Genomic DNA, 23,284 nt, shown 5'->3' with positions numbered 1-23,284 from the left:
GATGCGTTGTAGAAGAACAGCGGCCCACCGAATGGTGGGCCGCTGGCGGTGAATTGCGTCAGTTCGTTCTCAACCGCACTCGCTACGATTTCCTCACGCGCGCTCGACCGAATCCCTGTTCAGCATGCTTCGCGGAATCGACAGAATGAGAACGCAACTGACGAGCAGGCACGCGCCAAGAGCATAGGTGCCATTGTTGATATTGCCGGTCAGATCTTTAGCGACACTGGTAATCATCGAACCGGTGAAGCCGGACAGGTTTCCAACGGAGTTGATGAGTGCAATGCCGGCGGCCGCCGCGGTGCCAGAAAGAATCTGTCCCGGGAACGTCCAGTAAATCGGCATCAGACCAAGAATCGCACACGTGGCAATCGTCAGGAAAACAATCGACAAAGCAACGTTGTTCGCGAACGCGGCACTCAGGATCAGGCCGATACCACCAATACAGGCAGGAATAGCGGCGTGCAGTCTGCGCTCGCCGGTCTTACGCGAGTGCCAGGCGTTCAAGATCATCGCCGCAACCGCACTGAGGTACGGAATAGCGGTCAAGAGCCCAATGTTCAAAGTACTCTTCACACCGGAAGCTTTGATGATTGAAGGCAGCCAGAAGGCCAAGCCGTAGAAGCCAGTGTTGAATGTGAGAAGAATAAAGGTCAGCAACCAGACACGTGGGCTTTTCAACGCCGCTGCAACGCTGTGGGTCTTTTTCGAGCTTTCCTGTTCAAGATTCCTTTGCAGCAGAGCTTTCTCGGAAGCCGTCAGCCAGTTTGCCGATTGAATTCCATTGCCCATGCGGAAAAGCACGACGAACGCGACGAGAATAGAAGGAATACCCTCCAGCAGAAGCATCCATTGCCAGCCTCCCATGCCGAGCAGACCGTGCGTGTTTTCCATCAGCCAGCCGGAGATGACGCCGCCCGAGTGTCAGGCTGACAGGAATGGCAATCAGGAAGCCCGACATCGCCACGCTTTGGCGCCTCGCGGGAAACCAGTAGTTCATATACAGGATGATCCCCGGGAAGAACCCGGCCTCGCACACTCCCAGCAGAAACCGGAGAATGTAGAACATCGTCGAAGTCTGTACATGGAAGAAATGCGAAAGAGGCGAGATGAACGCCAGTGACGAGGAGACAATGCCCCACGTCACCATAATGCGTGCAATCCAGAACCGCGCACCGTATTTGTGAAGAAGAAGATTGCTGGGCATTTCAAAAAGGAAATACCCCCAGAAGAAGATACTGGCGCCCACGGCGTAGATGCTGTCGCTGAAGCCGAGCGCGTCGAGCATCTGCAGCTTCGCAAATCCCACATTGACACGATCCAGATACGCGACCACGTAGCAGAGAAGCAGCAGCGGCAGGATGCGCTTCAATACCTTTCGATACAACTGTTCTTCGGCCTCGCTGGCTACGGCGGGTGCCGCCGCTGCCTGAGTAAGGGTTGGCATTGGGACTGTCTCCTTTTGGTATGTCCTCTGCGAGGAATGCCCGACTTGATGTTACCGATAACATCGGCGGGCAAAGCTTTCCCCATGGGAAAATGTTATCGGTAACGAAGGTAGCATGATGCGCCCTCGAACGGCAAGCCAGGGGAATCTACCTAGGCGGCCAATATCGGGTGCCGTATCATGCTGAGTCGTTGCGAGTCGTTTATGCCGCTGTTCCGGCTGACTCGCTCATGAAAGCAAACCACGCCGAGACCGATGGGCAATCCCCGCATCAACGACCGTACCGTCAGCGACCCGCATCCTGGTCCACCTCGCATGTCGGACGTCGCGCGTATCGCGGGCGTTTCGAAGATGACGGTGTCTCGCGTACTGGCGGGGCACAGCGTGGCGCCGGCAACCCGCGAGCGCGTACAGCAGGCAATCGACGACCTCGGCTACGTGGCCGACGCCGCCGCCGGCGCGTTGTCGTCCGGGAAGTCGGAATTCGTCGCGGTGCTCGTACCGTCTCTCGCTAGCTCGAACTTCTCGGACACCGTGCGTGGGCTATCCGCCGCGCTAGAGCCTCATGGCTTGCAGATCCTTCTGGGAGACACCGACTACGACCTCGCTCGCGAAGAGCGACTGGTTCGTTCGATGCTCAGATATCAGCCTCGCTGCATCGCGCTGACCGGGTCGCAGCATACTGAAGGAACGCGGCAAGTACTCGAGCGCTCGCGTATCCCCGTGGTGGAAATGTGGGACCTGCCAACCAACCCGATCGACATGGCGGTCGGCTTTTCAAACGCCCGGGCAGCGCGTGAGATGGTGCGATATCTGAAGGACCGGGGTTACCGCAAAATCGGTTTTCTGGCCGGCGCGAGTGACCTGGATCGACGCGGTCTGGAGCGCCTGAAGGGTTACCAGCAGGAGATGAAGGCACAAGGGCTCGGCGAGCCCCGGGTGATCCGGTTTGGCGAATCGCCTATCACCATGAGTCACGGCGCTCCCGCGCTAGATGCTCTTCTCGAACGATGGCCCGATACGGATGCTGTCATGTGCGTGAGCGACATGTCCGCGTTTGGCGCCATCATGCAATGCCACCGTCGCGGACTTCGCGTTCCCGAAGATATCGCAGTGGCGGGCTTCGGCAATTTCGAAGTGTCCGTTTGCTGTAACCCGACGATTACGACGGTGTCGGTCGACGCGTACGGTATCGGCTCCCGCGCGGGACAGCTGTTGCTGTCGTCAGTCGCGTCGGCTACTCCGCGCGCGATACCCGAGCGCCGCAAATTCACTATCGATTACACGGTGATTTCGCGCGAAAGCGCGTAACCTTTCCTGGTGCACAGCGTCTGCGCAGCGTGATAACATCAATGGATGTTACCGATAACAGATCTGACCGATCTGACCGATCTAACCGGTCTGTCTGCACGGAGACCGCAGCGAGCGCCTCGGCGCTAACGCTGTCGCAGCAACGGCGATCGTCGCTATCGGATTGCACGACATCGCCACGACATGGACACGACGGAGTACAACGCATGACTCAGCTCAATGCCAGGCGCTTGCGCAGCCAGGAATGGTTTGACGACCCTGCCAACGCGGACATGACCGCGCTTTACGTAGAGCGCTTCATGAACTATGGCCTCACGCGGGAGGAGCTGCAGTCCGGGCGGCCCATCATCGGTATTGCGCAGACAGGCAGCGATCTGGCGCCCTGCAACCGTCACCATATTGAACTCGCGACGCGTACTAAAGCAGGCATTCGTGACGCAGGGGGAATTCCGATGGAGTTTCCGGTTCACCCGCTCGCGGAACAAAGCCGCCGTCCTACTGCCGCACTCGACCGCAATCTTGCTTATCTTGGTCTCGTTGAGATCCTGCATGGATTTCCTCTGGATGGCGTCGTCCTGACAACAGGCTGTGACAAGACGACGCCCGCGTGCCTGATGGCCGCCGCAACGGTCGACATGCCGGCGATCGTCTTGTCAGGCGGTCCGATGCTGGACGGTTGGCATCAGGGCAAACGAGTGGGTTCGGGAACGGTCATCTGGCATGCGCGCAACCTGCTCGCAGCGGGCGAGATCGACTACGAGGGGTTCATGGAACTGACCACCGCGTCGTCTCCGTCTATTGGGCACTGCAACACGATGGGAACCGCGTTGTCGATGAACAGTCTCGCCGAAGCGCTGGGTATGTCGCTTCCGGGTTGTGCGAGCATCCCCGCAGCCTACAGGGAGCGCGGACAGATGGCGTACGCTACGGGCAAGCGTATCGTCGACCTGGTGCGAGACGACGTGCGGCCGTCAAAAATCATGACGAAGGCCGCGTTTGAGAACGCGATTGTCGTGGCTTCGGCGCTAGGCGCATCGAGCAATTGTCCGCCGCACCTCATCGCGATTGCTCGTCATATGGGCGTTGAGCTGAGTCTGAACGACTGGCAACGTGTCGGCGAAAAAGTACCGCTCATCGTGAACTGCATGCCGGCCGGCGAGTATCTGGGCGAGAGCTTTCATCGCGCGGGCGGTGTTCCGGCGGTGCTGCGCGAGCTCGACCGCGCTGGGCTCGTGCATCGTGACTGTCTGACCGTTTCGGGCCAGGTCATTGGCGCTATCGCTGACAATGCGGCTCAACCCGACCGCGACGTCATCAAGACGACCGACGAGCCGTTGAAGCACGGCGCTGGATTCATCGTGCTCTCCGGCAACTTCTTCGACAGCGCCATCATGAAGATGTCCGTGGTCGGCGATGCATTCAGAAATACCTATCTGAGCGAACCCGGTGCAGAAAACAGCTTCGAAACAAGGGCAATCGTGTTCGACGGACCCGAGGACTATCACTCCCGCATCAATGATCCGTCGCTCAACATCGACCAGCACTGCATTCTGGTGATTCGCGGTGCGGGCACCGTGGGTTACCCAGGCAGTGCCGAGGTCGTGAACATGGCGCCTCCTGCCGAACTCGTGCGTCAAGGCATAACGTCGCTCCCCACAATGGGCGACGGCCGGCAAAGCGGAACGTCGGCCAGCCCGTCGATTCTGAACATGTCGCCGGAAGCGGCCATTGGCGGCGGCCTCGCTCTTCTGCAAACGGGCGACCGCATTCGCGTCGACCTGAATACGCGGACCGTGAATGTTCTGGTCGATGAAGACGAGCTTGCACGCCGTCGTGAGACGGTGAGCTTCGACATTCCGCCGGCGCAGACCCCGTGGCAAGAGCTATATCGGCAGACCGTCGGTCAATTGTCCACGGGCGGATGCCTCGAGCCCGCAACGCTTTACCTCAAAGTCATAGCAGAACGCGGCAACCCGCGACATTCCCACTAAACCGGCAGCGCTGGCATCGCATCGCGATGCCAGTCCGGCCGACTCGATCTGCCTGTGTGAACGGAGACAACCCTCATCATGACGTCACAAAACCCCACCAGCTATCTGCCTGACGACTTGCAGCGGGCGCTGCTTGTCGGTCGTGTCTGGCGCAAAACGGCCGCATACGAAGGGCCGTCTGTCGTCGTAGTGCGTAACGGCGAAGTACTGGATATCACCGCGAGTGTGGCGACCACTGCCGACCTGTTCGATCGTGAAAACGTCGTTCAGTTTGCCCGGACGGTTGCGGGTGAGGCGCTTGGTTCCGTTGTGAAACTGGTCGAAGCAAACCTGGGCGCAGTGCAAGAGGACGCGCCCCGGTTGCTTGCTCCCAATGACGTACAGGCAATCAAGGCGTGTGGCGTCACGTTTGCAGTGAGCCTGATCGAGCGGGTGATCGAAGAGCAGGCGGGCGGAGATCCCGCTAAAGCCGAAGAGGTTCGAGGAACCATCGCCGCCACCATCGGCACCGACCTGTCGAAAATCAAGCCGGGTTCGGAAGCGGCAATGAAACTCAAGGCGGAACTCGAACGACGCGGCGCATGGTCTCAGTACATGGAAGTCGGCATCGGGCCCGACGCGGAAGTTTTCTCGAAGTCGCAGCCGATGTCTGCAGTGGGTTTCGCGGCCGACGTCGGCCTGCTCGCGGCGTCGAAGTGGAACAACCCGGAGCCGGAAATCGTCCTTGCAGTGAATAGCCGTGGCGAGGTTGTCGGCGCAACGTTAGGCAACGACGTCAATCTGCGCGACATAGAAGGGCGCTCGGCTTTGCTGCTGGGCAAGTGCAAGGACAACAACGCGTCATGCGCTATTGGTCCTTTCGTGCGTCTGTTCGACGACTCGTTCGACCTCGACTCCGTCCGCAAGACCAGTGTTTCCCTGCGCGTGGAAGGTGCGGACGACGGCTTCGTCCTGGAAGGCGTCAGCCATATGAGCGAAATCAGCCGGGACCCGGCGGATCTCGTCGCGCAGACATGGGGACGTCATCACCAGTATCCGGACGGTTTCATGCTGTTCCTCGGCACGATGTTCTCGCCGATCAAGGACCGCGACACGAAGGGCGGCGGCTTCACGCATCATCTTGGCGACAAGGTGACCATTTCGGCTCCCGAACTCGGCGCGCTGATCAATACCGTGCGACTGAGTACGGAGGTCTCGCCATGGACTTTCGGTGTGCGCGCGCTTTATCGCAATCTGGCTTCCCGGGGCGTGCTTTAAGCTGCCTTTGAGCGGCTTCGTGCGGGCGCACGAAGCCGGGACGTCTTACTGCGCCTGTGCGGCCTGACGTTGAGCGGCCTGGTGCTGTGCGGCCTGCTCCTGAGCGCGTTGTTTGGCGAGGTGTCTGCCCACCATGCAGCCGCCGACCGCGCCGACGACAGCATGGTGCCCCGCGTAATGCCCGGCGACGCCGCCCACTACCGCACCCTTGATGCAGCCTGCGGCGTTCGCCGTGCCTGCCGCTCCGAAGACCAGCGTGGTTGCAATCAGGGCGATTCTTATCGGGCTAGCTTTCATTCGAAGATACTCTAAGGTTGGATAGTGGGATCTGGCGCTTTAGGGCGCCATTTCAATACCCGCGCCATTCATGACGCTCACGCCATTCGTGCTCGCGCCATTCGTGGCGACGCCACTCACGTTCACGCCATTCGCGACGCTCACGCCATTCACGCGCCCGCCAGCCATCGTCGCCGTATGCGACGGCGACAGGGGCGGGAGCATACACGACCGGAGGCGGCGGTGCGTAGACCGGTTCAGCCGGCGCATAGACTCCCACCGGGATGCCAATTCCAACGCCGACGTTGACATGAGCCGAAGCGGCCGTCGACGCTGCCAATGCAGCAAGACCGAGTACTACGCCGAAAATCTTCTTATTCATTTTCGCTACTCCCTTGCACGCGTTGCGTGCCGTGTCGGTGAACATGGCTCGAAGTGTAGGAGACGAGTCCGGACACAGGTGCAACGGCTCTGCGAGATTGGTAACACGACATTACGCGCTCATCGGGACTGCCGGCCCGCGTCGCAGAAAGCCTGTTGCAATGTCACGTCAGAGCGCCACAACTTTCGCCCGCCGATGTGCCATGATGGCAACAGAAGAGAGGGCGCAAGACGGTCACGTGGCCAATCGGGCAAGGGAGGCAAAAGTGACGAATGACGACAACTTGTTGGGCGAGCAGTCGGCGCAGATACCGGAAGCGCTACAGACACTCGCTGGATACCTGGAACGGTCTCTTGACGGCGCTAGCAGCGTCGTCATGATGCGGCACACGAACGATCTCTGCACCGTCTATCTGGGCAATCCCGAGGGGCCGCGTGAGGAACTCAGGCAGATTGGCGCGATAACCACGGCGCTTGCCAATGAGATGCTCGAGTCGACTTCTTCGGGGGTGAATCTCATGCAGATCGACGGGCAGACGTATCGCTTCGCACGCAGCTTCACCGAGGTCGGCGGCGTGGCGGCTGTTGTCTTTTCAACCGAATGATGTTGCTCGCGGCGTTGCTTTTGACCGTCGAGCAACGCTCGGTGATCGTTTCAAATGGCGTCATGCGCCTGATCGGTTAAAGGAGGATTGGTGCGTTCGAGAAAGTATTTCGGCCTTCTGCTGTTCATGGCAGCCCTCGCTTCGACGCGTGCGTGGGCGAGTGACATTCAATGCGCTGCAACCCGGCAGCCGGCAGAGCGCGTCATATGCGACCACGCCATTCTGAATAACGAGTACGACGATATCGTCGCTGAGCAGCAAGCGCTGCTTAGCAGCGGAAAGCTGTCATCCGGGCAACTCGCACAATGGCGGCAAGCGCGCAATGCTTGCACCGACGTCCACTGCATCGACACAGTGTTCGCGCAATGGAAAACGATGGCCCGGTCCATTTCAGCGAACGCCGCGGCTGCTCCGGCGATCGCTTCGTCAACAGATTTCGCTCCTGTCGGACCGGCATCCGATGCAGGCGCTCTCGCGTCCGACGCCGGAACGTTGCCTGCGTCACAGGCATCGCCAACATCCGAGGCATCGCTCGTGCGTCAAGGCAGTGCGGCCGGCGTAGCGCTTCCGCAACCTGTCGCCAGTCAGGCGTCGTCCCCGGCGGCCGCTGCGGTTGCCACAGGCGCCCGCGAACCTCGAAGTGCGACAGGGTTGGCAACTGCACTGACGGTGCTTGTCCTTATCGCGGCCGCGTTTGGCGCGTTTGTCATCCGTCGTAAGCGAAGTGGCGGCTCGCCTAAGCGTCGTTGATAAGCGGTCGCAAGAGAACCGTCATCAAGCCGCGAACCCCGGCACACGAGTAAGCTTGCGGGTGCGCAGCGTCGCCTTCTCAAGGCGAGAACAACCTTCGCAACGAGCAAGGGCGGCCCGCGCGACTCCTCGCAAATCATCGACAACTGACAAATGGACCTTTGGATTCAACCCTGTGCACGGTGCGCCGACCTCTACGGAATGCCGGCGACCGAGCCCCCGCATCAGGACCTGACGCTCAACGGTGCGGGCGCCGTTAAAGACGCGCGAGCCGAGGAACACTACACGTGCCTTCGTTGTCGCGGTGTGTTTGCGCGAATCCTCGCGGGTCCGCCGACGCGGCGGATCTGGATGCTGCTGAACGCCGGACAGCATTGATGCGTGTGTCTTTAGTGCGTGCTCGCAGAGTCTTTCAACGTCACTGAGGGGAAAACCATTTCCCGGAATCGACTGCGATAAGACGAGGGAGCTTCGATGCACGCCGGCGAGCCGACCTTCCACTGTGCTCAGACCGGTGCAGCGAACGTTTCGTTTACCATCTGCTCGCTCTTACGCCAGAGCGCCGCTGCGTTGGCCGGGTCGAGCGCATAGCTTCGAACGCCCTCGCTAACAGGGGTAATCACTGCATCGTCAGGAACAACGCCGCTCACATGACAGTTCTCGCAGTACCGGCCGCCTATGTCATCGGCCGACGCGACTGCAGCAGTCCACACAGACGTCGCCGCGCCCTGTGGGATGGTCTTGAACTGGAAAGGCGCCTTCCCTTCAGACGCGAGTTGCTTGTTGATCGCCTCCACCATATTTGTCAGCTGTTCTTCGCCCATGTGTCGTCCCAGTTCAGTCTGGATTCCACCGGGATGGACAGCCGCCGCTCGTACGCCTCGGGCTCGATGACGCTGGTCGAACGCAACCGCGAAAAGAATGTTTGCTGTTTTGGATCGGCCATATGCCACGAACGGGTCGTAGGGCGTGCGCTCGAAGCCCGGGTCATCGAGGTCGACATTCGCGAACCGGTGCCCCGAAGATGCGAGCATCACCACGCGTCCTCCGTCCGGGAGCAGGGACGCGAGCCGGTTCACGAGGACGAAGTGCCCGAGGTGATTGGTGCCGAACTGCGTCTCGAAGCCGTCCGCGGTCTTTCCCGGAGGTGTAGCCATGACGCCCGCATTGGCGATGATGATGTCAAACGGCTTGGCTTCGGCGAGCAGTTTGTCGCTGCAGGCCCGAACGCTGGCAAGGCTTGCCAGGTCCAGTTCAACCAGTTCGATGCTGCCACCGACCGCAGCGGCTTCCTGCCGCGCACCGGCGATTGCGCGTGCTGCTTTGTCCAGATCTCTCGCAGCGCCGACCACGGTGGCACCGTGTGCTGCGAGGGCTCGCGCGGTCTCAACGCCAAGCCCCGCGGATGCACCCGTGACGAGAATCCGCTTTCCTTCGAGCCGTATGCCCGACAACACATCGTCAGTCGTCGATGTCGCTCCTAGCTGCTTCGTCATGCCTTCTCCCGTCACTGTAAGATGAGGCCACTTTTACAATTCATTAAAACGGAGGATGTCTCCGTTTTCAATATACTAAGCGGAGTGTCCCTCCGTTTGCAAGTGCGAATTGCACCATGACTGCGTCCACGCCCAAAGAGAAAAAGCCACGAGCCGACGCGCTACGCAACCGTGAGCGCATCCTTGAAGAGGCAAAGAAAGCCTTCACCAGTGAAGGAGGTGACATTAGCCTCGAGGAGGTTGCGCGGCAGGCTGGCGTAGGCCCCGGGACGCTCTATCGCCACTTCCCAACCCGCGAGGCCTTGCTCGAGAGCGTCTACCGCGCCGAGGTCGAAAGCCTGGCGGAAGAGGAGCGACGGCTTACCCAGGAGTTGCCAGCCGACGAGGCGCTGAGAGAATGGATGCTGCTCTTCGTCGACTACATTGCGACCAAAAAAATAATTGCGCCGGCGCTGAACTCGATCGTCGGTGGGGCGACGAGCGAGCTGTTTGAGTATTCCGGAAAGCAAATCAAGGCGGCAATTCAGACGCTTGTGTCGCGTGCGGTCGAGAGTGGAGACGTCCGGGCAGACCTGGAACCGCTTGATTTGCTGCGCGCACTGGTCGGCGTGTCGAATGTCGCTTCGGCTCCCGACTGGCAGCAAAGTGCGAAGCGACTGGTGGATATTCTGTTGCTCGGGTCAAAACCGGGTAACTGACACCTGCATACCTGGCTGTCTTCCGCATGCGTCAGCAAGCGCTTGCGTATCCGCAAACAATCAGCGGAATAAGGCACGAACTATGCGCCTAGGGTCGTGTGCACGGCAGACGCTTGCACGAGACGTTTTCTTCCCAGGTGCATCATGAACTACATCGTTAAGACTTTTTGCGCTTCAGTTCTCGCGGTCGCGCTGTCGGTCGCAGCGTACGCACAAACTGGCCGGCCTGCTGGCGGGACGGCAACGCCCGGTGCCGGCGCCGGTTTGGCAAAGTCCCCAACCGCGAGCACGGACAGCTCCCCTGATGCCAAGGGCACTGGCGCCAATGAGGCGCGCATTGGTCCGTCGATAGGTCGTTCCACTCACAGCAAGACTAATGGTCTCAATATGGGCACTCGTAGTGGCGCGAACAGCGACGTCAACATGCCGCGGAACGCCCCGAAGCAAGGCGGCCAGTAGCTTGAACGCCACGAGGGCAGTGGGTCAACGCGTTGTCTTCGGGTCGGGCCAGGGCCAGCCCCTTCGCGCCTGGGGCGCATTCTGCTCGTCGGACGGCGCGGCCGCGACTGAAGTTACCGCCTCCGCGGCGCGATGCGATCGTGCGTCCCCCGCGTCATCCGCTTTGCCGGCAAGCCCGTCCCCAAACCATGCGACCTTTTTCCGAAGGTGGCCGACATAAGCGTTCCAGCCGTCGGGGTTCCCGTCAAAGAGCTCGTGCTGAACGGTCGACGCAAGAGCTTTGCGGTTGAGCTCGGTATCGAGCAGTTCCTTTGGCCACAGGAAGAACGCGCTGGCGACGCGTGTGCTGAAATCGGCCACCGTCATCTTCGGCGCAAGCGTTCGCAGGAACCCAAAATCCCGGAACAAATGCAGTTCCGCCGCAAGCTGTACCACCGGCGTGTCGGGTGTACCGGCGCGGCTGAGGCAGCTCAGAGCTTCGAGCATGTCTCCGAGGTGCAGTAGCAGTTCTCGTCTGTCAAATCGGTCGTCCATCGAATATCTCCATTCGCTGCATCCGCTTCAGAATAGATCAGCCTTTCCGGCGCAACGCTTCGTCCCGCAGCATCTTATCCTTGCGCGTCATCGTCGGCCAATTGCGACGCCATGCTCTGGTTGAAGGACTGAGTTCCGCTGCACCGTAGACAAGGCGAGAGGTACGGGACCTCGCTAGCCGGCTTACGCATATCGTTGTCGCGCGGTGCGAAGGCGCGACTCAGTCACTGAAGCTTCAGTACAACTTCTCGCATACGGAGCGCTCCAGGCACGACCCATGCGCGCCTGCAAAGCAGTTATGCGGGGAAGCCATGAGCAGAATATTGTTGGTAGGCAAAGAGCCCGATCTGATTGAGGTCCTGCGACTTTCTCTGGAGGCCGACGGTCATCACATCATGACGGCGCTCGATTGCCTGGAGGCGTTGGAAATGGTGGCAGGGAGACTTCCGGACATCGTCGTCACTGACTCGAAGACGGTAGACGCAATCGCCCTTTGTAAATTGCAACGACACGCGCAGCCGGGCGAACGCTTCCGTGTCATCCGGCTCTCCGATGGCCCGCAGCCGACCGACACCCACGCGTCCCTTTTCGACGCCTACGTTCAAAAGCCGGTGGATGTTCAGCAGTTGCTATCGCTGGTTTCGCAACTGACAATAGAGAGACAGAATTTGAGTTCCGACAGCAGTATCGACATGAGATCACGCTGAAGTCTGCGGATGGTCGTGTGGGCTTTGTTGTCGTAATGCGAACTCGCTGGTGAGCGCCGGACGAGTTTGTGAGGGTGCGCACATAATTCGCCGTCACCCATTGCTAGCCTTGCAGACTTGGGAGGTACCTAGCCATGCACGCAACGCCGGTCGAGTACGCGGGCGCAACCATAGTGCCCGTGGCGTCCCTATCCGGGAACGGTTATGCCGCAATTGCCATCGTTACCACCAGCCTCGGCAAACAGCGCGCCTATGGGCCGCTGAAACGCTTTCCTACCGAAAAAGCCGCATGCGAATACGCCGTGTCTTACGCGAAATCCCGGCTTGACCGCCGATGGAGACGCGCCAAGAAATGACAGGGCGCGACGGCGCTGCCTGCTGAGACGACGTCCGCTTGACGGCTTCGCGGCGTGGGCGGCGAGGCAGCGCGCTCCAGGTTGCGAAGCGACAACGCAGTGCGCGTTGGCTGCACCCAATCGCGCAATCTGCGAAGCGCAAATTGATGTTGTCCGCGCCTCGAGTTGCGCTGCGTGCGCAGCGACCGTCCCTGCGTCAGCGAAGCGAGACGTTGATTTCTCCCGAGGCTACAACCCCAGACGAAACGGTAAAGCAACACGACTTGTTCAATGCCCTTCAGAAAACAGCACGCCTTGCGCGCTGGCGTGCGAAGCGGCTTTCTTGTCCGTTAAGAACTCATTGCGGTCCTTGCCTGCAATCCAGGCGGGTGCTCGGCCGCGGCCGCTCCACGTCGAGCCGCTTACGGGGTCGCGGTACTTTGCTTCCAGCTCATTTGCCTGAACGCCTACCTTGCGCCCCGTCAGCTCGGAGACGGTGATGCCATACTCACCCATCTTTTGCACGATTTCGTTCAACACGAGGAGGGTCTCTCGTTCCCTGGCTTCAGCCAGTTGCTTGTCCAATGCTTCTTGTTGAGCGCGCAGTTGAGCGATTTCAATACCCTGATATGCCATATGTTCTGAACTCTGTTGCCGATTTGTCCGTCGATTGATTTCGGCGGATGGTTCGCAAGTATAGGCGGTTTAGATGCCCGCACGTGATACGGTCGAGCAATACGAAAAGAGGGCAGCGGTGTCGCCGGCACGACAACCATAGCGACCGCTTGAAGTGACTTCGCGGGTAATCGAACGCATGGCCAGCACAGACGGACATTGCGTTGAGAAAACGTAAGTTTTTCATGCTGAAGCTCACTTGCAGTGAAATCAGTTGGACGGGTCGTGATGATGGTGATGCGCGTTGTCATGAGCGGCGTGATGCCCATGAGCGGCGTGTTCGTTCTCGCCTCTCTCCATCATGCTCATCATGCGGGGACCGCCGGTTCTGAAAAAGACAATGCCGAGAGCGATGAATACGATGCCGAAAACGATGTTCAGCACGGTGGTGTAGTTGAAGGTAATTGCTGCGTCCACGACTGCTGTATGCCGTTCCGTCGGGACCCATCCGAGTGACTGGAACAGTGCTTCGACCACGAGGGCCGCTGAGACCATCGCAAGATAGAAGGTCACAGCGAGGAACACCGTCATCCGGCCGCCGTAGTATTTCCGATAGATGTTGAGAATAGGAAGGATGATGAGGTCGCCAAAGATGAAGGAGGCGACACCGCCGAAGCTGATACCGCCATTGCACAGCACTGCAGCGAGCGGCACATTTCCAACGGAGCAAGTGAACGACGCAACCGCAATAAAAGGGCCGACAAAAGCGCCCCAAATCATTGCCACCGTCGGATGACTGACAAGGAAGAATTTCTGCCAGAAGCTGTCCGGCACCCAGGCGCCGAGTGCGCCAGCGATGAGCAACCCGATCCCGATGTCGCGCCACAGCATCGCCCAGTTCATCACGTAACTATGGCTGATTGCAATCCACCCGTCTCGCGATGAGAGACGTTCCTTCCAGGTGCCGTGCTGTTCGCCCATCGACATGGCCGCATGCCCCTCCATACTGCCCGCGATGCCCTTATCTGCTTGCTCAATAGCTTCCTTCTTCAGCGACTGCCTGAGGAAGAAACGGAAGAGCAGCACTAGCACGATAATCATGATGGGGCCGCCGATGAATTCAGCAGCGGCGAACTGCCAGGAAATCAGCACCCACATCAGCACGCCAAGTTCGAGCACCAGATTCGTGGCTGCAAACTGGAACGCCATTGCGGAGGTGAAGTCGCCCCCCTTACGCACAATGGAGCGGGCCATCGCGACGGCCGCATAAGAACATGATGAGGACGCGGCACCGAGGAGGCTGGCGACCGTCAGCGAGCGAGGCGACGCGTCAGGCAGAAGCTTCGACATCTCAGACTTCGAGACAACAACTTCAATCACGGCAGAGAACAGGAAGCCAAGACTCAATCCCCAGAAAATCTGCCACAACATCGTGAAGGCCATCCACAGCGCATGACCCAAGGCAGTGACAATCTGCATCGCAACCTCCTGGTAGACATCTATACCAACGGCGCCCGGTTATAGAAGTAAATGCCGTGATGTTCATGCCGTCGGTTTCGCAGATGTCTTCGAAACCCCTCAGCGATTGAGAGGCCAGAAGGGTGGATGCTGACACCGACATGGTCACATTGAAGTACGGCGCACTGGAGGACGCCCGGATGCCGTCTATGAGGAAGGCGGATATTACCCGAGAGCGGGGAATTGCCGCACCTTTTCGAGTAGACGTTCCAGTGCCATCAAGAAAGATGAAATTTGGTCGATATTTAGCCTGTTGTATCTATTGACAGAGAGAAGACGTGGAGGACAACGATTATCTGGCGGCCTTCGCATTCTGCGTCACCGTCGACGCCATTCGGAAGGCGCAAGGGAAGATGATGCCAGAGGACCTTCCGGTTGGGTCTATGGAGCGCATGCAGGCGGAGGTCGACCTCATAGAAGACACGCTCCGCATGCTTGGCATAGCCCCGGACGCGGCGAACGGCTTCCAGGACGGGCCGGAAGAGTAGTTGGCGCACTCGATGCATCTGGCTCTTGCGGAAACTTCTCCCTCCGCCCGGAAGGCGTGCTTTCGAATCAACGGGCTACGGCTCCCCAGGCCAGTTTGAACTTCGAATCTTGGTCTGGTCTAGCGAACCCTAGGCCAGCTTGATTTGCGAAGTTTTGCTGGGACAAGTTGAATTGCAACAGCACAGATATCGTTAGCAACCCACCATTGCATCAAGCACCAAAAAAACCGGCCCACCCCAGGTGGTAACATTTGTTGTCACTCATCCCCGTTTCTCAACTCTGCTCCGGGCCATCGCATGCCAGACAGTTTCGACCAGCTCGCCGCCCTGATCCGGGCGCGCTTTTCCGAACTGAGCCCGCAATTTCAGATGGGCGCGGCATTCCTGCTTGACCATCCGGACGAGGTCGCGGTCTCGTCGATGCGCAAGGTCGCCGAGCGTGCGCAAGTGCAACCGGCGTCGCTCGTACGCCTGTCACAGCAACTCGGCTTTCCCGGCTGGAACGAACTGCGCAACCTGTTCGTCGCGCGCGTGCGCACGCGGCCCGAACCGCTCACGAGCCGCGCTCGCTCGCTGGTCAAATCGAAGGACGCGCTGGCCAACGATCTCCTCGTCGCGCAGCAACACAATCTCGAAGTCACCGCGGCACACAACGGCCGCGTGATCGTGGAGGCAGCGCGCTTGCTGCGGCGTGCGCCGCACGTTCATGTTGCCGGTTTCCGCTCGTGCTATCCGGTCGCGTTCGGACTCGTGTACGGCTACCGGTTTTTCCGCTCGTCGGTGTCGCTGCTCAACGGCGAGGCCGGCACGCTCGAAATGCAAGTTCGCACGGTGGAGCGAGATAGCGCCACCATCGTCATCAGCTTCGCGCCGTATTCGGTCGAAGCCGCGCGCGTCGCGGAAGCCGCGCTCGAAAAAGGCAGCAAGCTCATTGCCATTACCGACAGCGCCGTTTCGCCGGTTGCACTGAACGCGGACAAGGTGCTCATCTTCGCGCACGAAAGCCCGTCTTTTTTTCCATCGCTAGTCGCGGCCACGGCGATCGCAGAATCGCTCGTTGCGCATCTTCTTGCACTGGAAGGCGCGGACGCCGTCGAACAGTTGAGCATCGCCGAGCAGTCGCTGCACGCGAAAGGCGTGTACGTGCCTTGATGTGAACCCTTTGTGGAATTGCCAGTGGTGCGGTCACGCACCGTTTGACAACAAATGTTGTTGAACGGTATAAATGTGTATCGGTTGTTGATCGAGCGCGCGCCGCAGCTTGATCGGCCGCCGCCGTCCACTACAGGTGAAAGCCATGTCCACTGTATTTCATCGTTCGCCAAAGCAGTCGTTACCGGTTGCCGTTGCTGGCGACGGCATCGAGATTATCGACTCGACGGGCAAACGTTATATCGACGCTTCGGGCGGCGCCGCCGTGTCGTGCCTCGGACACAGCAACCAGCGCGTAATCGACGCCATTAAACGGCAGGCGCAACAGTTGCCGTACGCGCACACTTCGTTCTTCACGACCCAGCCCGCCGAGGAACTCGCCGACCGGCTCGTCGCGAGCGCGCCGCAGGGCCTCGAACACGTGTATTTGGTGTCGGGCGGTTCGGAAGCGGTAGAAGCCGCGCTTAAGTTAGCGCGTCAATATTTCGTGGAGAAGGGCGAACCGCGGCGGCGCCATTTCATCGCCCGGCGGCAGAGCTATCACGGGAACACGCTCGGCGCGCTGGCAATCGGCGGCAACGCGTGGCGGCGCGAGCCCTTCCTGCCGATGCTGATCGAAGCGCATCACGTGAGCCCGTGTTATGCGTATCGCGAGCAGCGCGCCGACGAAAGCGAGACCGAATTTGCGCAGCGTCTTGCCGACGAACTGGAACAGAAGATCATCGAACTCGGCTCGGATACGGTTGCGGCTTTCGTCGCCGAAACTGTGGTCGGAGCGACCGCGGGTGCGGTGCCGCCGGTGCGCGAATATTTCCGCAAGATTCGCGCGGTGTGCGATCGCCATGGCGTGCTGCTGATTCTCGACGAAATCATGTCGGGCATGGGCCGCACAGGCTATCTGTACGCATGCGAAGAGGACGGCGTCGCGCCGGACATCCTGACCATCGCCAAGGGATTGGGCGCGGGCTACCAGCCGATCGGCGCGACGCTCGTAAGCGACCGGATTTATCAGACCATCGTCGGCGGGTCGGGTTTCTTTCAGCATGGCCACACGTATATCGGGCACGCAAGCGCGTGCGCGGCAGCGCTCGAAGTACAGCGCGTGATCGCCGACGAAAACCTGCTCCCCAACGTGCTGGCCCGCGGCGAACAACTGCGTGGGCTGTTGCGCGAGACTTATGCACGACATCCGCATATCGGCGATGTGCGCGGCCGCGGGCTCTTCGTCGGCGTCGAACTGGTTCGGGAGCGGGGCAGCAAGACGCCTTTCGACGCGAGCCTGAAAGTGCATGCCGCAATCCGGCGCGAGGCGTTCGCGCGCGGCTTGATGGTCTATCCGATGGGCGGCACGGTGGACGGCAAGATCGGCGATCATGTGTTGCTCGCGCCGCCGTTTATCTGCACCGCGAGCGATATCGACGAGATCGTCAGCCGGCTGGCCGATGCGATCGATGCTGCGTTGGTTGCCGCGTTGGCCGTTGCTCCCGTCGCGCGATAACCGTACGCGGCGATCCGCCGTTGATCATCTCAGCCATTCACCTCAACTTGCGAGACCGACAATGACCGAGCGTTTGCCCCCTTTCGATGTCGGCGCTGCCACGCCCGAACAGAAGGCCGTTCTCGACGAGATTTTGTCCGGTCCGCGCGGCAATCTGAACGGACCGTTTCTCGGCTGGATTCACAGCCCCGAACTCGCGCAGCAGGCGCAGCGTCTCGGCGCGTTCTGCCGCTATCGCACCGGCTTGCCGCTGCGTCTTTCGGAACTCGCCATTCTCATGACGGCGGCGCGCTGGCAGGCGCAGGCGGAGTGGTACATCCACTATCCGATCGCGCTAGAAGCAGGCGTTGACGAAGCGGACGCCGAGGCGATCCGCGCAGGCCGGCGGCCCGATTTCGCGAACCCGGACGACGCGCTGATTCACGACTTCGCAAGCGAGCTGTACGACACCAGGCGCGTGTCGGACGCGACCTATGCAAAGGCGGTCGAGCGTTTCGGGCACACGGTGGTGATCAACCTCGTCGGGCTGCTCGGCTACTACGCGCTCGTCGCGATGACGCTCAACGTGTTCGGCATGCGCGCCATCGGCCAGCAAAGCCTGCCGTTCGCCGAGTAGCCTTCAACGGCCGCGGCGCGGCGGCGTATGTCACCGTCACGGCATTGGCACACGGAAGCGCCTATCATGAAGGTCGGTCCACGTCCGCGCCTGTCACGCAGCGCCGCACTCGCGACCCATGCCAAAGCCGCGGAACATCCGGGCGGGACCGTTGCGGCGGGCATTGCGATCAGTCGTGCAGCGCGTGAAGCAGGGCACAACAGGAGAGAACGATGAAGCGCAAGGCATCAGCAGTCTGGCAAGGCGGTCTCCAGGACGGCAAGGGCTCCATTTCCACCGACAGCGGCGTCCTCAAGGAGACTCAATATTCGTTTTCCACGCGTTTCGCGGACGGCATCGGCACAAATCCGGAAGAGTTGATCGCGGCTGCGCACGCGGGCTGCTTTTCGATGGCGCTTTCGGCGGAGTTGGGTAAGGCGGGCATTTCGCCGGAACGCATCGGCACCACTGCAACGGTCACGCTCGACAAAGACGGCGGCGGCTTCACGATCACTGCCGTGCATCTGGACGTAGCGGTGAAAATTCCTGGCGGCGACAAGGCTGCGTTCGACAAAGCCACCGCGGACGCCAAGGCGGGTTGTCCGGTGTCGAAGGTGCTGAACGCCACCATCACAATGGACGCGAAGCTCGAAACCTGAGCCGGGCATCGGCAACCGGCGGCGCGCAATGCTGCCCTGCATTGTTCGCCGCGCATCGAAACTTCCGCGCAACCCACGCCGCAGTGCCGGCATCTTTCGCCGGCGCGGCGCTTCTCCAATGGCATCGCCATGACAACCCAGGCCGAAAAAGCAGCGCAATTCCAGGCGCTGCATGCAGCGCAGGACGCGTTCGTTATTCCCAACCCGTGGGACATCGGTTCGGCGCGGCTCCTCGCGCTGGCCGGCTTCAAGGCGCTCGCGACCAGCAGCGCAGGCTACGCGTTTTCGCGCGGCTTGCCGGATAACGCCGTGGGCCGCGCGCAGATGATGATTCACCTCGCTGAAGTCGTGGCCGCGACCGATTTGCCGGTCAGCGCCGATCTGGAAAACGGTTTTGGCGATGCGCCGGAAGACTGCGCGGAAACCATCCGCCAGGCGGCTCGGGCAGGCGTGGTGGGAGGCTCGATCGAAGACGCGACCGGCCGCGCCGACGAACCGATCTACCCATTCGAGGCCGCTGTCGAACGCGTGCGCGCCGCCGTCGAAGCGTCCCGCGCACAGTCTTTTCCTTTCACGCTGACCGCGCGCGCGGAGAACTACCTCGCTGGACGTCCGGATCTCGACGACACGATTCGCCGCTTGCAGGCCTACGAGGCCGTCGGCGCCGACGTGCTGTACGCACCAGGCCTCAAGACGCGCGAGGAAATCGCCGCCGTGGTCGGCGCGCTGAAGCGTCCCGTCAACGTGTTGATGGGTTTGCAGGGCGTTCTGCTCAGCGTCGACGAATTGCGCGCGATGGGCGTGCGGCGCGTGAGCGTCGGCGGCTCGCTCGCGCGCGCGGCACTTGGCGCGTTCCTGCGCGCCGCGAATGAGATACGCGATCACGGCACCTTCGGTTACACGAAAGACGCGGCGAGCGGCAACGAACTCAACCAGCTTTTCGCCAAGGCCGAGGAAAAGTGGCCGACGCCGGGCTAGGCGGGCTGCTGTCCCTGATCGGCAGTCAGGGTGACGGCAATGCGGAAGTTATCGGTCGTTTGACCGGTACCGCCGCGATTGCTGACATGAGATCCTTTTGCCGTTGCCGTTGCCGTTGCCGTTGCCGTTGCCGTTGCCGTTGCCGCCGCGCTCGCATTCTCTTCTAACTCTTCACGGAATCATCAGGATGGACGATAAGGACATTCCTCTTGCCAATAGCAACGTCGCATATCAAACCTTGCTACGGGAGAACGGCTACACCGTCGCTAAAACGACTGTCCGCGCGGGCGGCGAGACGCAATGGCATCACCACAGCAACGTCAGTGACCGCTTTCTCGTAGTCAGCGGAGTGCTGACTGTGGAGACGAAAATCGGCGGCCTGGTCAAGAGCACAAAAGTGCGTGATTTCTTCAACGTCGATCCGGGTGTCGTTCATCACGTCAAGAACGAGACGGAAGACGATGTCGTCTACATCATGGTTCAGGCGGGAGGCGCCCCGGACATCGTGCTAGCCGCGGCTCCAGGTTGAGCGTCGGAGCCGCTGCACGGGTCGAGCGATCACAGCAAGCCCATTGCCGATGCCCTGAGCGTGGCCACCGCGCGCGTTGAGCATTCGAGCTTGCGAAACACGCTCTCCACGTGCGTGCGCACCGTGCTCGGGCTGAGCGCCAACTCCTGCGCGACTTCCTTGTTGCTCGCGCCTCGCGAAATGGCGCGCAGCACGTCGATCTCGCGGGCAGAGAGGCGTGCGCCTTGAGACGCGCCGCTGGGGGCGCGTCGGGCGACGGCCGCGCCGTCACCCAGCACTGCCTCCACCGCGTGGCCATCCAACCGGCCGCTTGCCGCCTCGTCGCGCAACTGCTTCGCCGCAGCGTCGGCGGAGAATGCCGCACGCCACGGACGCGGCGAGCGCAACGCCACCCACACCACCGACGCCGCCAGTATCCGCGCCTCGAGCGATAACGCCGCATTGCGCGCCGCACGAAAATAGCCGGAGCCGTCCAGCCGTTCGTACGCATGCGACGCAAGCTCGGCCGCTTCGCCGAGCGCCCCGGCCTGCTGGCCCGCGCGCCATGTCCAGTAAGGGACGAGGCGCACTTTTTCCCAGGCGCTCGGCGGCAGGCCTCGGGCCATGTTCCAGACGTTGTTTGGAACCGCCGCGCGGCCAATACCGTGAATCAAACCCGCGCGATAGACGCGCCGGTGCGCCGCTTCGTCCGGCGTGAGCCGCGCACAGCCAGCAGCTGCCGTCGCGGCCACTGCGCGCGAGAAGCCGGTCATCCACGGCAGCTTCAGGTCGATCACGTCGGCGATCAATTCAGCCGACGTCGCCTGTTGCATTCGCGACGTCGTCAACGCGGCGTCGAGATCCGCAGGGGACAGCTGATCCAGTTCCGTCAGCCAGGAGGGCGCATGGCGCGCGGCGGTGTCGACGAGCCGCGCCGGATAGCGGGTGTCGGCGCGTTGTGCAAGCAGCCCGAGCGCCCGTTCCACACCATACGTGCGGGCGAAAACCTCCAGATCGCCGGCGAGCCCGATTACGTACACCGGAACCGGCACCGCCGCTCCCTCCAGACGCGCGGGGAGCCCGTTGCCGTCCCACGTTTCGAAGATGTGCCGCAATGCAGTTTCGGTTGCGGGTGCGAGGCCCAGCATGCGCGCGATTTCGCCCGACACCTCACAGTGAATTTGCGCGAGCGGCGTGAGCACCGCGGCCACGCCGCCTAGCGCCTCGAGCGGCTCGATCCAGTCCACGCGACCTTCGAGCATCGCGACGCGGCTTGTGATGTCATCGCCGAAAACGTCGGCGAAGCCCGCTGCGTTCGCCGTGCACCCTGACCAGCGCAGCATCGACGCCTCGCGGACGGTGTCGCATGCCGTCGCGTCGATGCCGGCGGCCTCGGCAAGGCGCGCTGCGAGCCATCCTGTGCGCAGCGAATGGTCGGTTGGCTGGCCCATGCTCAGATCGCCGATGAAGGCGAGCGCCTTCACGGAATCGAATACGCGCAGCGGCGTGTGACCAGCATCGTCGTCGATCGTTGGGGTCATGTGAACAATCACTTTGGGAACGACTGGTAACTATATGCGATCCCGCGTTTTGAAGAAGGGTCGGTCATCTGACCGATGCCGCCGAAGAGCGCGAAATGCGATGCTGTCATGCGATTGTTACCACCGATCAGACCCGACTACACACGGAGTATCCATGTCCTTCCGACTTCAACTCGTCGTTTCGGCGATTGCCCTCACGCTCGCTAACGCCTCGTTCGCTCAACCCTCGGCGGACAAGCCCGAACGGATCAGGGGCACCATCCAGTCGTATTCGGCCGGCACGCTCCAGGTACACCGGCGCAGCGGCGAAACGGTCAGCATCGCAGTAGACGATTCAACCGGCCTGAATGCGGTGAAAGCCGTACAGCTTTCGGATATCAAACCCGGTACTTACGTAGGGGCCGCCGCAATGCCGGGCGCCGACGGCAAGCTCGTGGCGAAGGAAGTGCTCGTATTTCCCGAGGCCGCGCGCGGAACTGCCGAAGGTCACTATGCATGGGACCTCGGCGCGAATAGCTCGATGACAAACGCGAACGTCGATACGGTCGTGCAGGGTACCAGCGGTCGCGACCTCAAGCTTTCGTACAAGGGCGGCAACAACACGGTTACGGTGCCCGCGAACGCGCCGGTCGTCACGCTCATTCCCGCTACACGCGACGAACTGACCTCGGGCAAACGGGTGTTCGTCGTGGCGAGCCACGGCGCAGGTGCCGCCTACAAGGGGCTGCAGATCGTCGTGGAGAAGGACGGAGTGGCACCCCCGATGTAAGTTGGGCCGTCACGAGCGTTACGTATGAAAGCCGCTGACGAGGCGCCACCGTAGCGGAGATCAGAAAAGGAATTGCAATGAATGAACATCCCATGAATGCCAATAGCGTTCGCGAAGAACACTGGCTAACGCGTTACTACTTTATGCGGACCGCGTTTTCAGCGGTTTGGGTCGCGCTTGCTTTTTCGGTCGGGCAACGCTCACCGGAGGCGACAGCGGCTCTGCTTTTCGTCTATCCCGCGTGGGACGCGCTGGCCAATTACTTCGACATGTCGCGCAGCGGCGGAATGGCGGAAAGCCGCACGCAGGCAATCAACATTGTCATCAGCGTCATCAGCGTCATCACGGCGATCGCGGTAATTCTGGCGTTGAGAACCAGTATGAGCTGGGTGCTTGGCGTCTTCGGGGCGTGGGCGATACTGTCAGGGCTCTTGCAACTCGGAACTGCGCTGCGCCGTTGGAAGCGCTCTTCGGCGCAATGGGCGATGGTTCTGAGCGGCGCACAATCGGCGCTGGCAGGTGCTTACTTCATCGTGCAAGCCGGAGTGGCGATGCCCCCGGCTATCTCACGCATAGCGGGATACGCCGCGGTGGGCGCAATCTATTATCTGGTTTCCGCGGTGTGGCTCTATGCACGCCGGCTGCGCCGCAAGGTCGCCTGACCGGCGGAAAGAACTGGCCATTCTCACGACACCATTCGCTCTGCATGTGCTTCA

The 23,284-nt window shown here is 61.0% G+C and carries 22 protein-coding genes and 1 pseudogene; 15 read left to right on the top strand and 8 right to left on the bottom strand.

Translation table 11 applies throughout. The features are described from left to right. Nucleotides 1–93 precede the first annotated feature (93 nt). Nucleotides 94–1,447: pseudogene (locus SB753_RS02900) on the bottom strand (MFS transporter). A 255-nt stretch (nt 1,448–1,702) separates the two neighbouring features. Here SB753_RS02900 and SB753_RS02895 point away from each other — a divergent pair. The 3 genes from SB753_RS02895 (at nt 1,703) to SB753_RS02885 (ending at nt 6,006) form a co-directional block, all read left to right on the top strand. Beyond that, complete coding sequence (locus tag SB753_RS02895; protein ID WP_408174876.1) at nt 1,703–2,758, top strand: LacI family DNA-binding transcriptional regulator; 1,056 nt, start codon at nt 1,703–1,705, stop codon at nt 2,756–2,758. A 206-nt stretch (nt 2,759–2,964) separates the two neighbouring features. Further along, nucleotides 2,965–4,749, top strand: a complete 1,785-nt coding sequence (locus tag SB753_RS02890; RefSeq protein ID WP_020070901.1) for an IlvD/Edd family dehydratase — start codon at nt 2,965–2,967, stop codon at nt 4,747–4,749. A gap of 78 nt (nt 4,750–4,827) precedes the next feature. Next, nucleotides 4,828–6,006: a fumarylacetoacetate hydrolase family protein gene (locus tag SB753_RS02885; protein ID WP_410798873.1), complete on the top strand. Its 1,179-nt coding sequence runs from the start codon at nt 4,828–4,830 to the stop codon at nt 6,004–6,006. Nucleotides 6,007–6,051: 45 nt separating this feature from the next. Here the strand turns inward: SB753_RS02885 and SB753_RS02880 are convergent, their stop codons facing one another. Then, nucleotides 6,052–6,303, bottom strand: a complete 252-nt coding sequence (locus tag SB753_RS02880; protein WP_088173811.1) for a hypothetical protein — start codon at nt 6,301–6,303, stop codon at nt 6,052–6,054. A gap of 52 nt (nt 6,304–6,355) precedes the next feature. After that, a complete protein-coding gene (locus tag SB753_RS02875) occupies nt 6,356–6,664 on the bottom strand; it encodes a hypothetical protein (protein ID WP_392393622.1) in 309 nt (102 codons plus the stop codon). A 202-nt stretch (nt 6,665–6,866) separates the two neighbouring features. On the opposite strand from SB753_RS02875, the gene SB753_RS02870 reads away from it, so the two are divergent. Continuing rightward, the gene (locus tag SB753_RS02870) at nt 6,867–7,268 is read left to right on the top strand and encodes a hypothetical protein (protein ID WP_410798871.1); all 402 of its coding nucleotides are present in this window, start codon (nt 6,867–6,869) and stop codon (nt 7,266–7,268) included. Nucleotides 7,269–8,524: 1,256 nt separating this feature from the next. On the opposite strand, the gene SB753_RS02865 is transcribed toward SB753_RS02870, so the two are convergent. Next, nucleotides 8,525–9,514: an SDR family NAD(P)-dependent oxidoreductase gene (locus SB753_RS02865; RefSeq protein WP_410798869.1), complete on the bottom strand. Its 990-nt coding sequence runs from the start codon at nt 9,512–9,514 to the stop codon at nt 8,525–8,527. Nucleotides 9,515–9,630: 116 nt separating this feature from the next. On the opposite strand from SB753_RS02865, the gene SB753_RS02860 reads away from it, so the two are divergent. After that, entirely contained in the window at nt 9,631–10,212 is a 582-nt protein-coding gene (locus tag SB753_RS02860; RefSeq protein WP_020070893.1) for a TetR/AcrR family transcriptional regulator, read from the top strand. Nucleotides 10,213–10,695: 483 nt separating this feature from the next. On the opposite strand, the gene SB753_RS02855 is transcribed toward SB753_RS02860, so the two are convergent. Continuing rightward, nucleotides 10,696–11,205, bottom strand: coding sequence for a hypothetical protein (locus SB753_RS02855; RefSeq protein ID WP_087751181.1), 510 nt, complete (start codon nt 11,203–11,205; stop codon nt 10,696–10,698). A 311-nt stretch (nt 11,206–11,516) separates the two neighbouring features. Between SB753_RS02855 and SB753_RS02850 the strand changes: the two genes are divergently transcribed. After that, complete coding sequence (locus SB753_RS02850; RefSeq protein ID WP_087751182.1) at nt 11,517–11,912, top strand: response regulator; 396 nt, start codon at nt 11,517–11,519, stop codon at nt 11,910–11,912. Between the two features lie 623 nt (nt 11,913–12,535). On the opposite strand, the gene SB753_RS02845 is transcribed toward SB753_RS02850, so the two are convergent. Further along, entirely contained in the window at nt 12,536–12,883 is a 348-nt protein-coding gene (locus SB753_RS02845; RefSeq protein ID WP_087751183.1) for an H-NS family nucleoid-associated regulatory protein, read from the bottom strand. Between the two features lie 249 nt (nt 12,884–13,132). Continuing rightward, nucleotides 13,133–14,341: a permease gene (locus tag SB753_RS02840; protein ID WP_410798866.1), complete on the bottom strand. Its 1,209-nt coding sequence runs from the start codon at nt 14,339–14,341 to the stop codon at nt 13,133–13,135. Between the two features lie 317 nt (nt 14,342–14,658). Here SB753_RS02840 and SB753_RS02835 point away from each other — a divergent pair, with 317 nt between their 5' ends. The 7 genes from SB753_RS02835 to SB753_RS02805 all read left to right on the top strand — a co-directional run bounded on the left by SB753_RS02835 (nt 14,659) and on the right by SB753_RS02805 (nt 20,279). Beyond that, a complete protein-coding gene (locus SB753_RS02835; RefSeq protein WP_020070887.1) occupies nt 14,659–14,868 on the top strand; it encodes a hypothetical protein in 210 nt (69 codons plus the stop codon). Nucleotides 14,869–15,165: 297 nt separating this feature from the next. Then, complete coding sequence (locus SB753_RS02830) at nt 15,166–16,020, top strand: MurR/RpiR family transcriptional regulator (RefSeq protein WP_410798864.1); 855 nt, start codon at nt 15,166–15,168, stop codon at nt 16,018–16,020. Between the two features lie 145 nt (nt 16,021–16,165). Next, entirely contained in the window at nt 16,166–17,518 is a 1,353-nt protein-coding gene (locus SB753_RS02825) for an aspartate aminotransferase family protein (protein ID WP_410798862.1), read from the top strand. Nucleotides 17,519–17,579: 61 nt separating this feature from the next. Then, nucleotides 17,580–18,134, top strand: coding sequence for a carboxymuconolactone decarboxylase family protein (locus SB753_RS02820; RefSeq protein WP_410798860.1), 555 nt, complete (start codon nt 17,580–17,582; stop codon nt 18,132–18,134). A 212-nt stretch (nt 18,135–18,346) separates the two neighbouring features. Then, complete coding sequence (locus SB753_RS02815) at nt 18,347–18,772, top strand: OsmC family protein (RefSeq protein ID WP_020070885.1); 426 nt, start codon at nt 18,347–18,349, stop codon at nt 18,770–18,772. Nucleotides 18,773–18,901: 129 nt separating this feature from the next. Beyond that, a complete protein-coding gene (locus SB753_RS02810; RefSeq protein ID WP_410798858.1) occupies nt 18,902–19,750 on the top strand; it encodes an oxaloacetate decarboxylase in 849 nt (282 codons plus the stop codon). A gap of 187 nt (nt 19,751–19,937) precedes the next feature. After that, nucleotides 19,938–20,279 (top strand): cupin domain-containing protein, encoded by a 342-nt coding sequence (locus SB753_RS02805; RefSeq protein WP_114200215.1) that lies wholly within the window; start codon nt 19,938–19,940, stop codon nt 20,277–20,279. A gap of 29 nt (nt 20,280–20,308) precedes the next feature. Here SB753_RS02805 and SB753_RS02800 read toward each other — a convergent pair whose 3' ends face one another. Further along, a complete protein-coding gene (locus tag SB753_RS02800; RefSeq protein WP_410798855.1) occupies nt 20,309–21,799 on the bottom strand; it encodes an HD domain-containing phosphohydrolase in 1,491 nt (496 codons plus the stop codon). A gap of 154 nt (nt 21,800–21,953) precedes the next feature. Here SB753_RS02800 and SB753_RS02795 point away from each other — a divergent pair, with 154 nt between their 5' ends. Together SB753_RS02795 and SB753_RS02790 are read left to right on the top strand one after the other, a co-directional pair. Further along, entirely contained in the window at nt 21,954–22,568 is a 615-nt protein-coding gene (locus SB753_RS02795; RefSeq protein WP_020070881.1) for a hypothetical protein, read from the top strand. 77 nt (nt 22,569–22,645) lie between these two features. Next, nucleotides 22,646–23,230 (top strand): DUF308 domain-containing protein, encoded by a 585-nt coding sequence (locus SB753_RS02790; protein WP_410798852.1) that lies wholly within the window; start codon nt 22,646–22,648, stop codon nt 23,228–23,230. Nucleotides 23,231–23,284 lie beyond the last annotated feature (54 nt).

Origin of the sequence: Paraburkholderia sp. SIMBA_053 (genome assembly GCF_046534895.1) — a bacterium.
In the GTDB taxonomy this organism is placed as follows: Bacteria; Pseudomonadota; Gammaproteobacteria; order Burkholderiales; family Burkholderiaceae; genus Paraburkholderia; species Paraburkholderia caledonica.
Note: the sequence above shows the minus strand (reverse complement) of the source record. Positions and strands in the feature narration are given on the sequence as shown.

Bases quoted from the DNA above. Each gene is read 5' to 3' on its own strand.
- SB753_RS02895 (WP_408174876.1), top strand. From the start codon at position 1,703: ATGGGCAATCCCCGCATCAACGACCGTACCGTCAGCGACCCGCATCCT.
- SB753_RS02890 (WP_020070901.1), top strand. From the start codon at position 2,965: ATGACTCAGCTCAATGCCAGGCGCTTGCGCAGCCAGGAATGGTTTGAC.
- SB753_RS02885 (WP_410798873.1), top strand. From the start codon at position 4,828: ATGACGTCACAAAACCCCACCAGCTATCTGCCTGACGACTTGCAGCGG.
- SB753_RS02880 (WP_088173811.1), bottom strand. From the start codon at position 6,303: ATGAAAGCTAGCCCGATAAGAATCGCCCTGATTGCAACCACGCTGGTC.
- SB753_RS02875 (WP_392393622.1), bottom strand. From the start codon at position 6,664: ATGAATAAGAAGATTTTCGGCGTAGTACTCGGTCTTGCTGCATTGGCA.
- SB753_RS02870 (WP_410798871.1), top strand. From the start codon at position 6,867: ATGATGGCAACAGAAGAGAGGGCGCAAGACGGTCACGTGGCCAATCGG.
- SB753_RS02865 (WP_410798869.1), bottom strand. From the start codon at position 9,514: ATGACGAAGCAGCTAGGAGCGACATCGACGACTGACGATGTGTTGTCG.
- SB753_RS02860 (WP_020070893.1), top strand. From the start codon at position 9,631: ATGACTGCGTCCACGCCCAAAGAGAAAAAGCCACGAGCCGACGCGCTA.
- SB753_RS02855 (WP_087751181.1), bottom strand. From the start codon at position 11,205: ATGGACGACCGATTTGACAGACGAGAACTGCTACTGCACCTCGGAGAC.
- SB753_RS02850 (WP_087751182.1), top strand. From the start codon at position 11,517: ATGAGCAGAATATTGTTGGTAGGCAAAGAGCCCGATCTGATTGAGGTC.
- SB753_RS02845 (WP_087751183.1), bottom strand. From the start codon at position 12,883: ATGGCATATCAGGGTATTGAAATCGCTCAACTGCGCGCTCAACAAGAA.
- SB753_RS02840 (WP_410798866.1), bottom strand. From the start codon at position 14,341: ATGCAGATTGTCACTGCCTTGGGTCATGCGCTGTGGATGGCCTTCACG.
- SB753_RS02830 (WP_410798864.1), top strand. From the start codon at position 15,166: ATGCCAGACAGTTTCGACCAGCTCGCCGCCCTGATCCGGGCGCGCTTT.
- SB753_RS02825 (WP_410798862.1), top strand. From the start codon at position 16,166: ATGTCCACTGTATTTCATCGTTCGCCAAAGCAGTCGTTACCGGTTGCC.
- SB753_RS02820 (WP_410798860.1), top strand. From the start codon at position 17,580: ATGACCGAGCGTTTGCCCCCTTTCGATGTCGGCGCTGCCACGCCCGAA.
- SB753_RS02815 (WP_020070885.1), top strand. From the start codon at position 18,347: ATGAAGCGCAAGGCATCAGCAGTCTGGCAAGGCGGTCTCCAGGACGGC.
- SB753_RS02810 (WP_410798858.1), top strand. From the start codon at position 18,902: ATGACAACCCAGGCCGAAAAAGCAGCGCAATTCCAGGCGCTGCATGCA.
- SB753_RS02805 (WP_114200215.1), top strand. From the start codon at position 19,938: ATGGACGATAAGGACATTCCTCTTGCCAATAGCAACGTCGCATATCAA.
- SB753_RS02800 (WP_410798855.1), bottom strand. From the start codon at position 21,799: ATGACCCCAACGATCGACGACGATGCTGGTCACACGCCGCTGCGCGTA.
- SB753_RS02795 (WP_020070881.1), top strand. From the start codon at position 21,954: ATGTCCTTCCGACTTCAACTCGTCGTTTCGGCGATTGCCCTCACGCTC.
- SB753_RS02790 (WP_410798852.1), top strand. From the start codon at position 22,646: ATGAATGAACATCCCATGAATGCCAATAGCGTTCGCGAAGAACACTGG.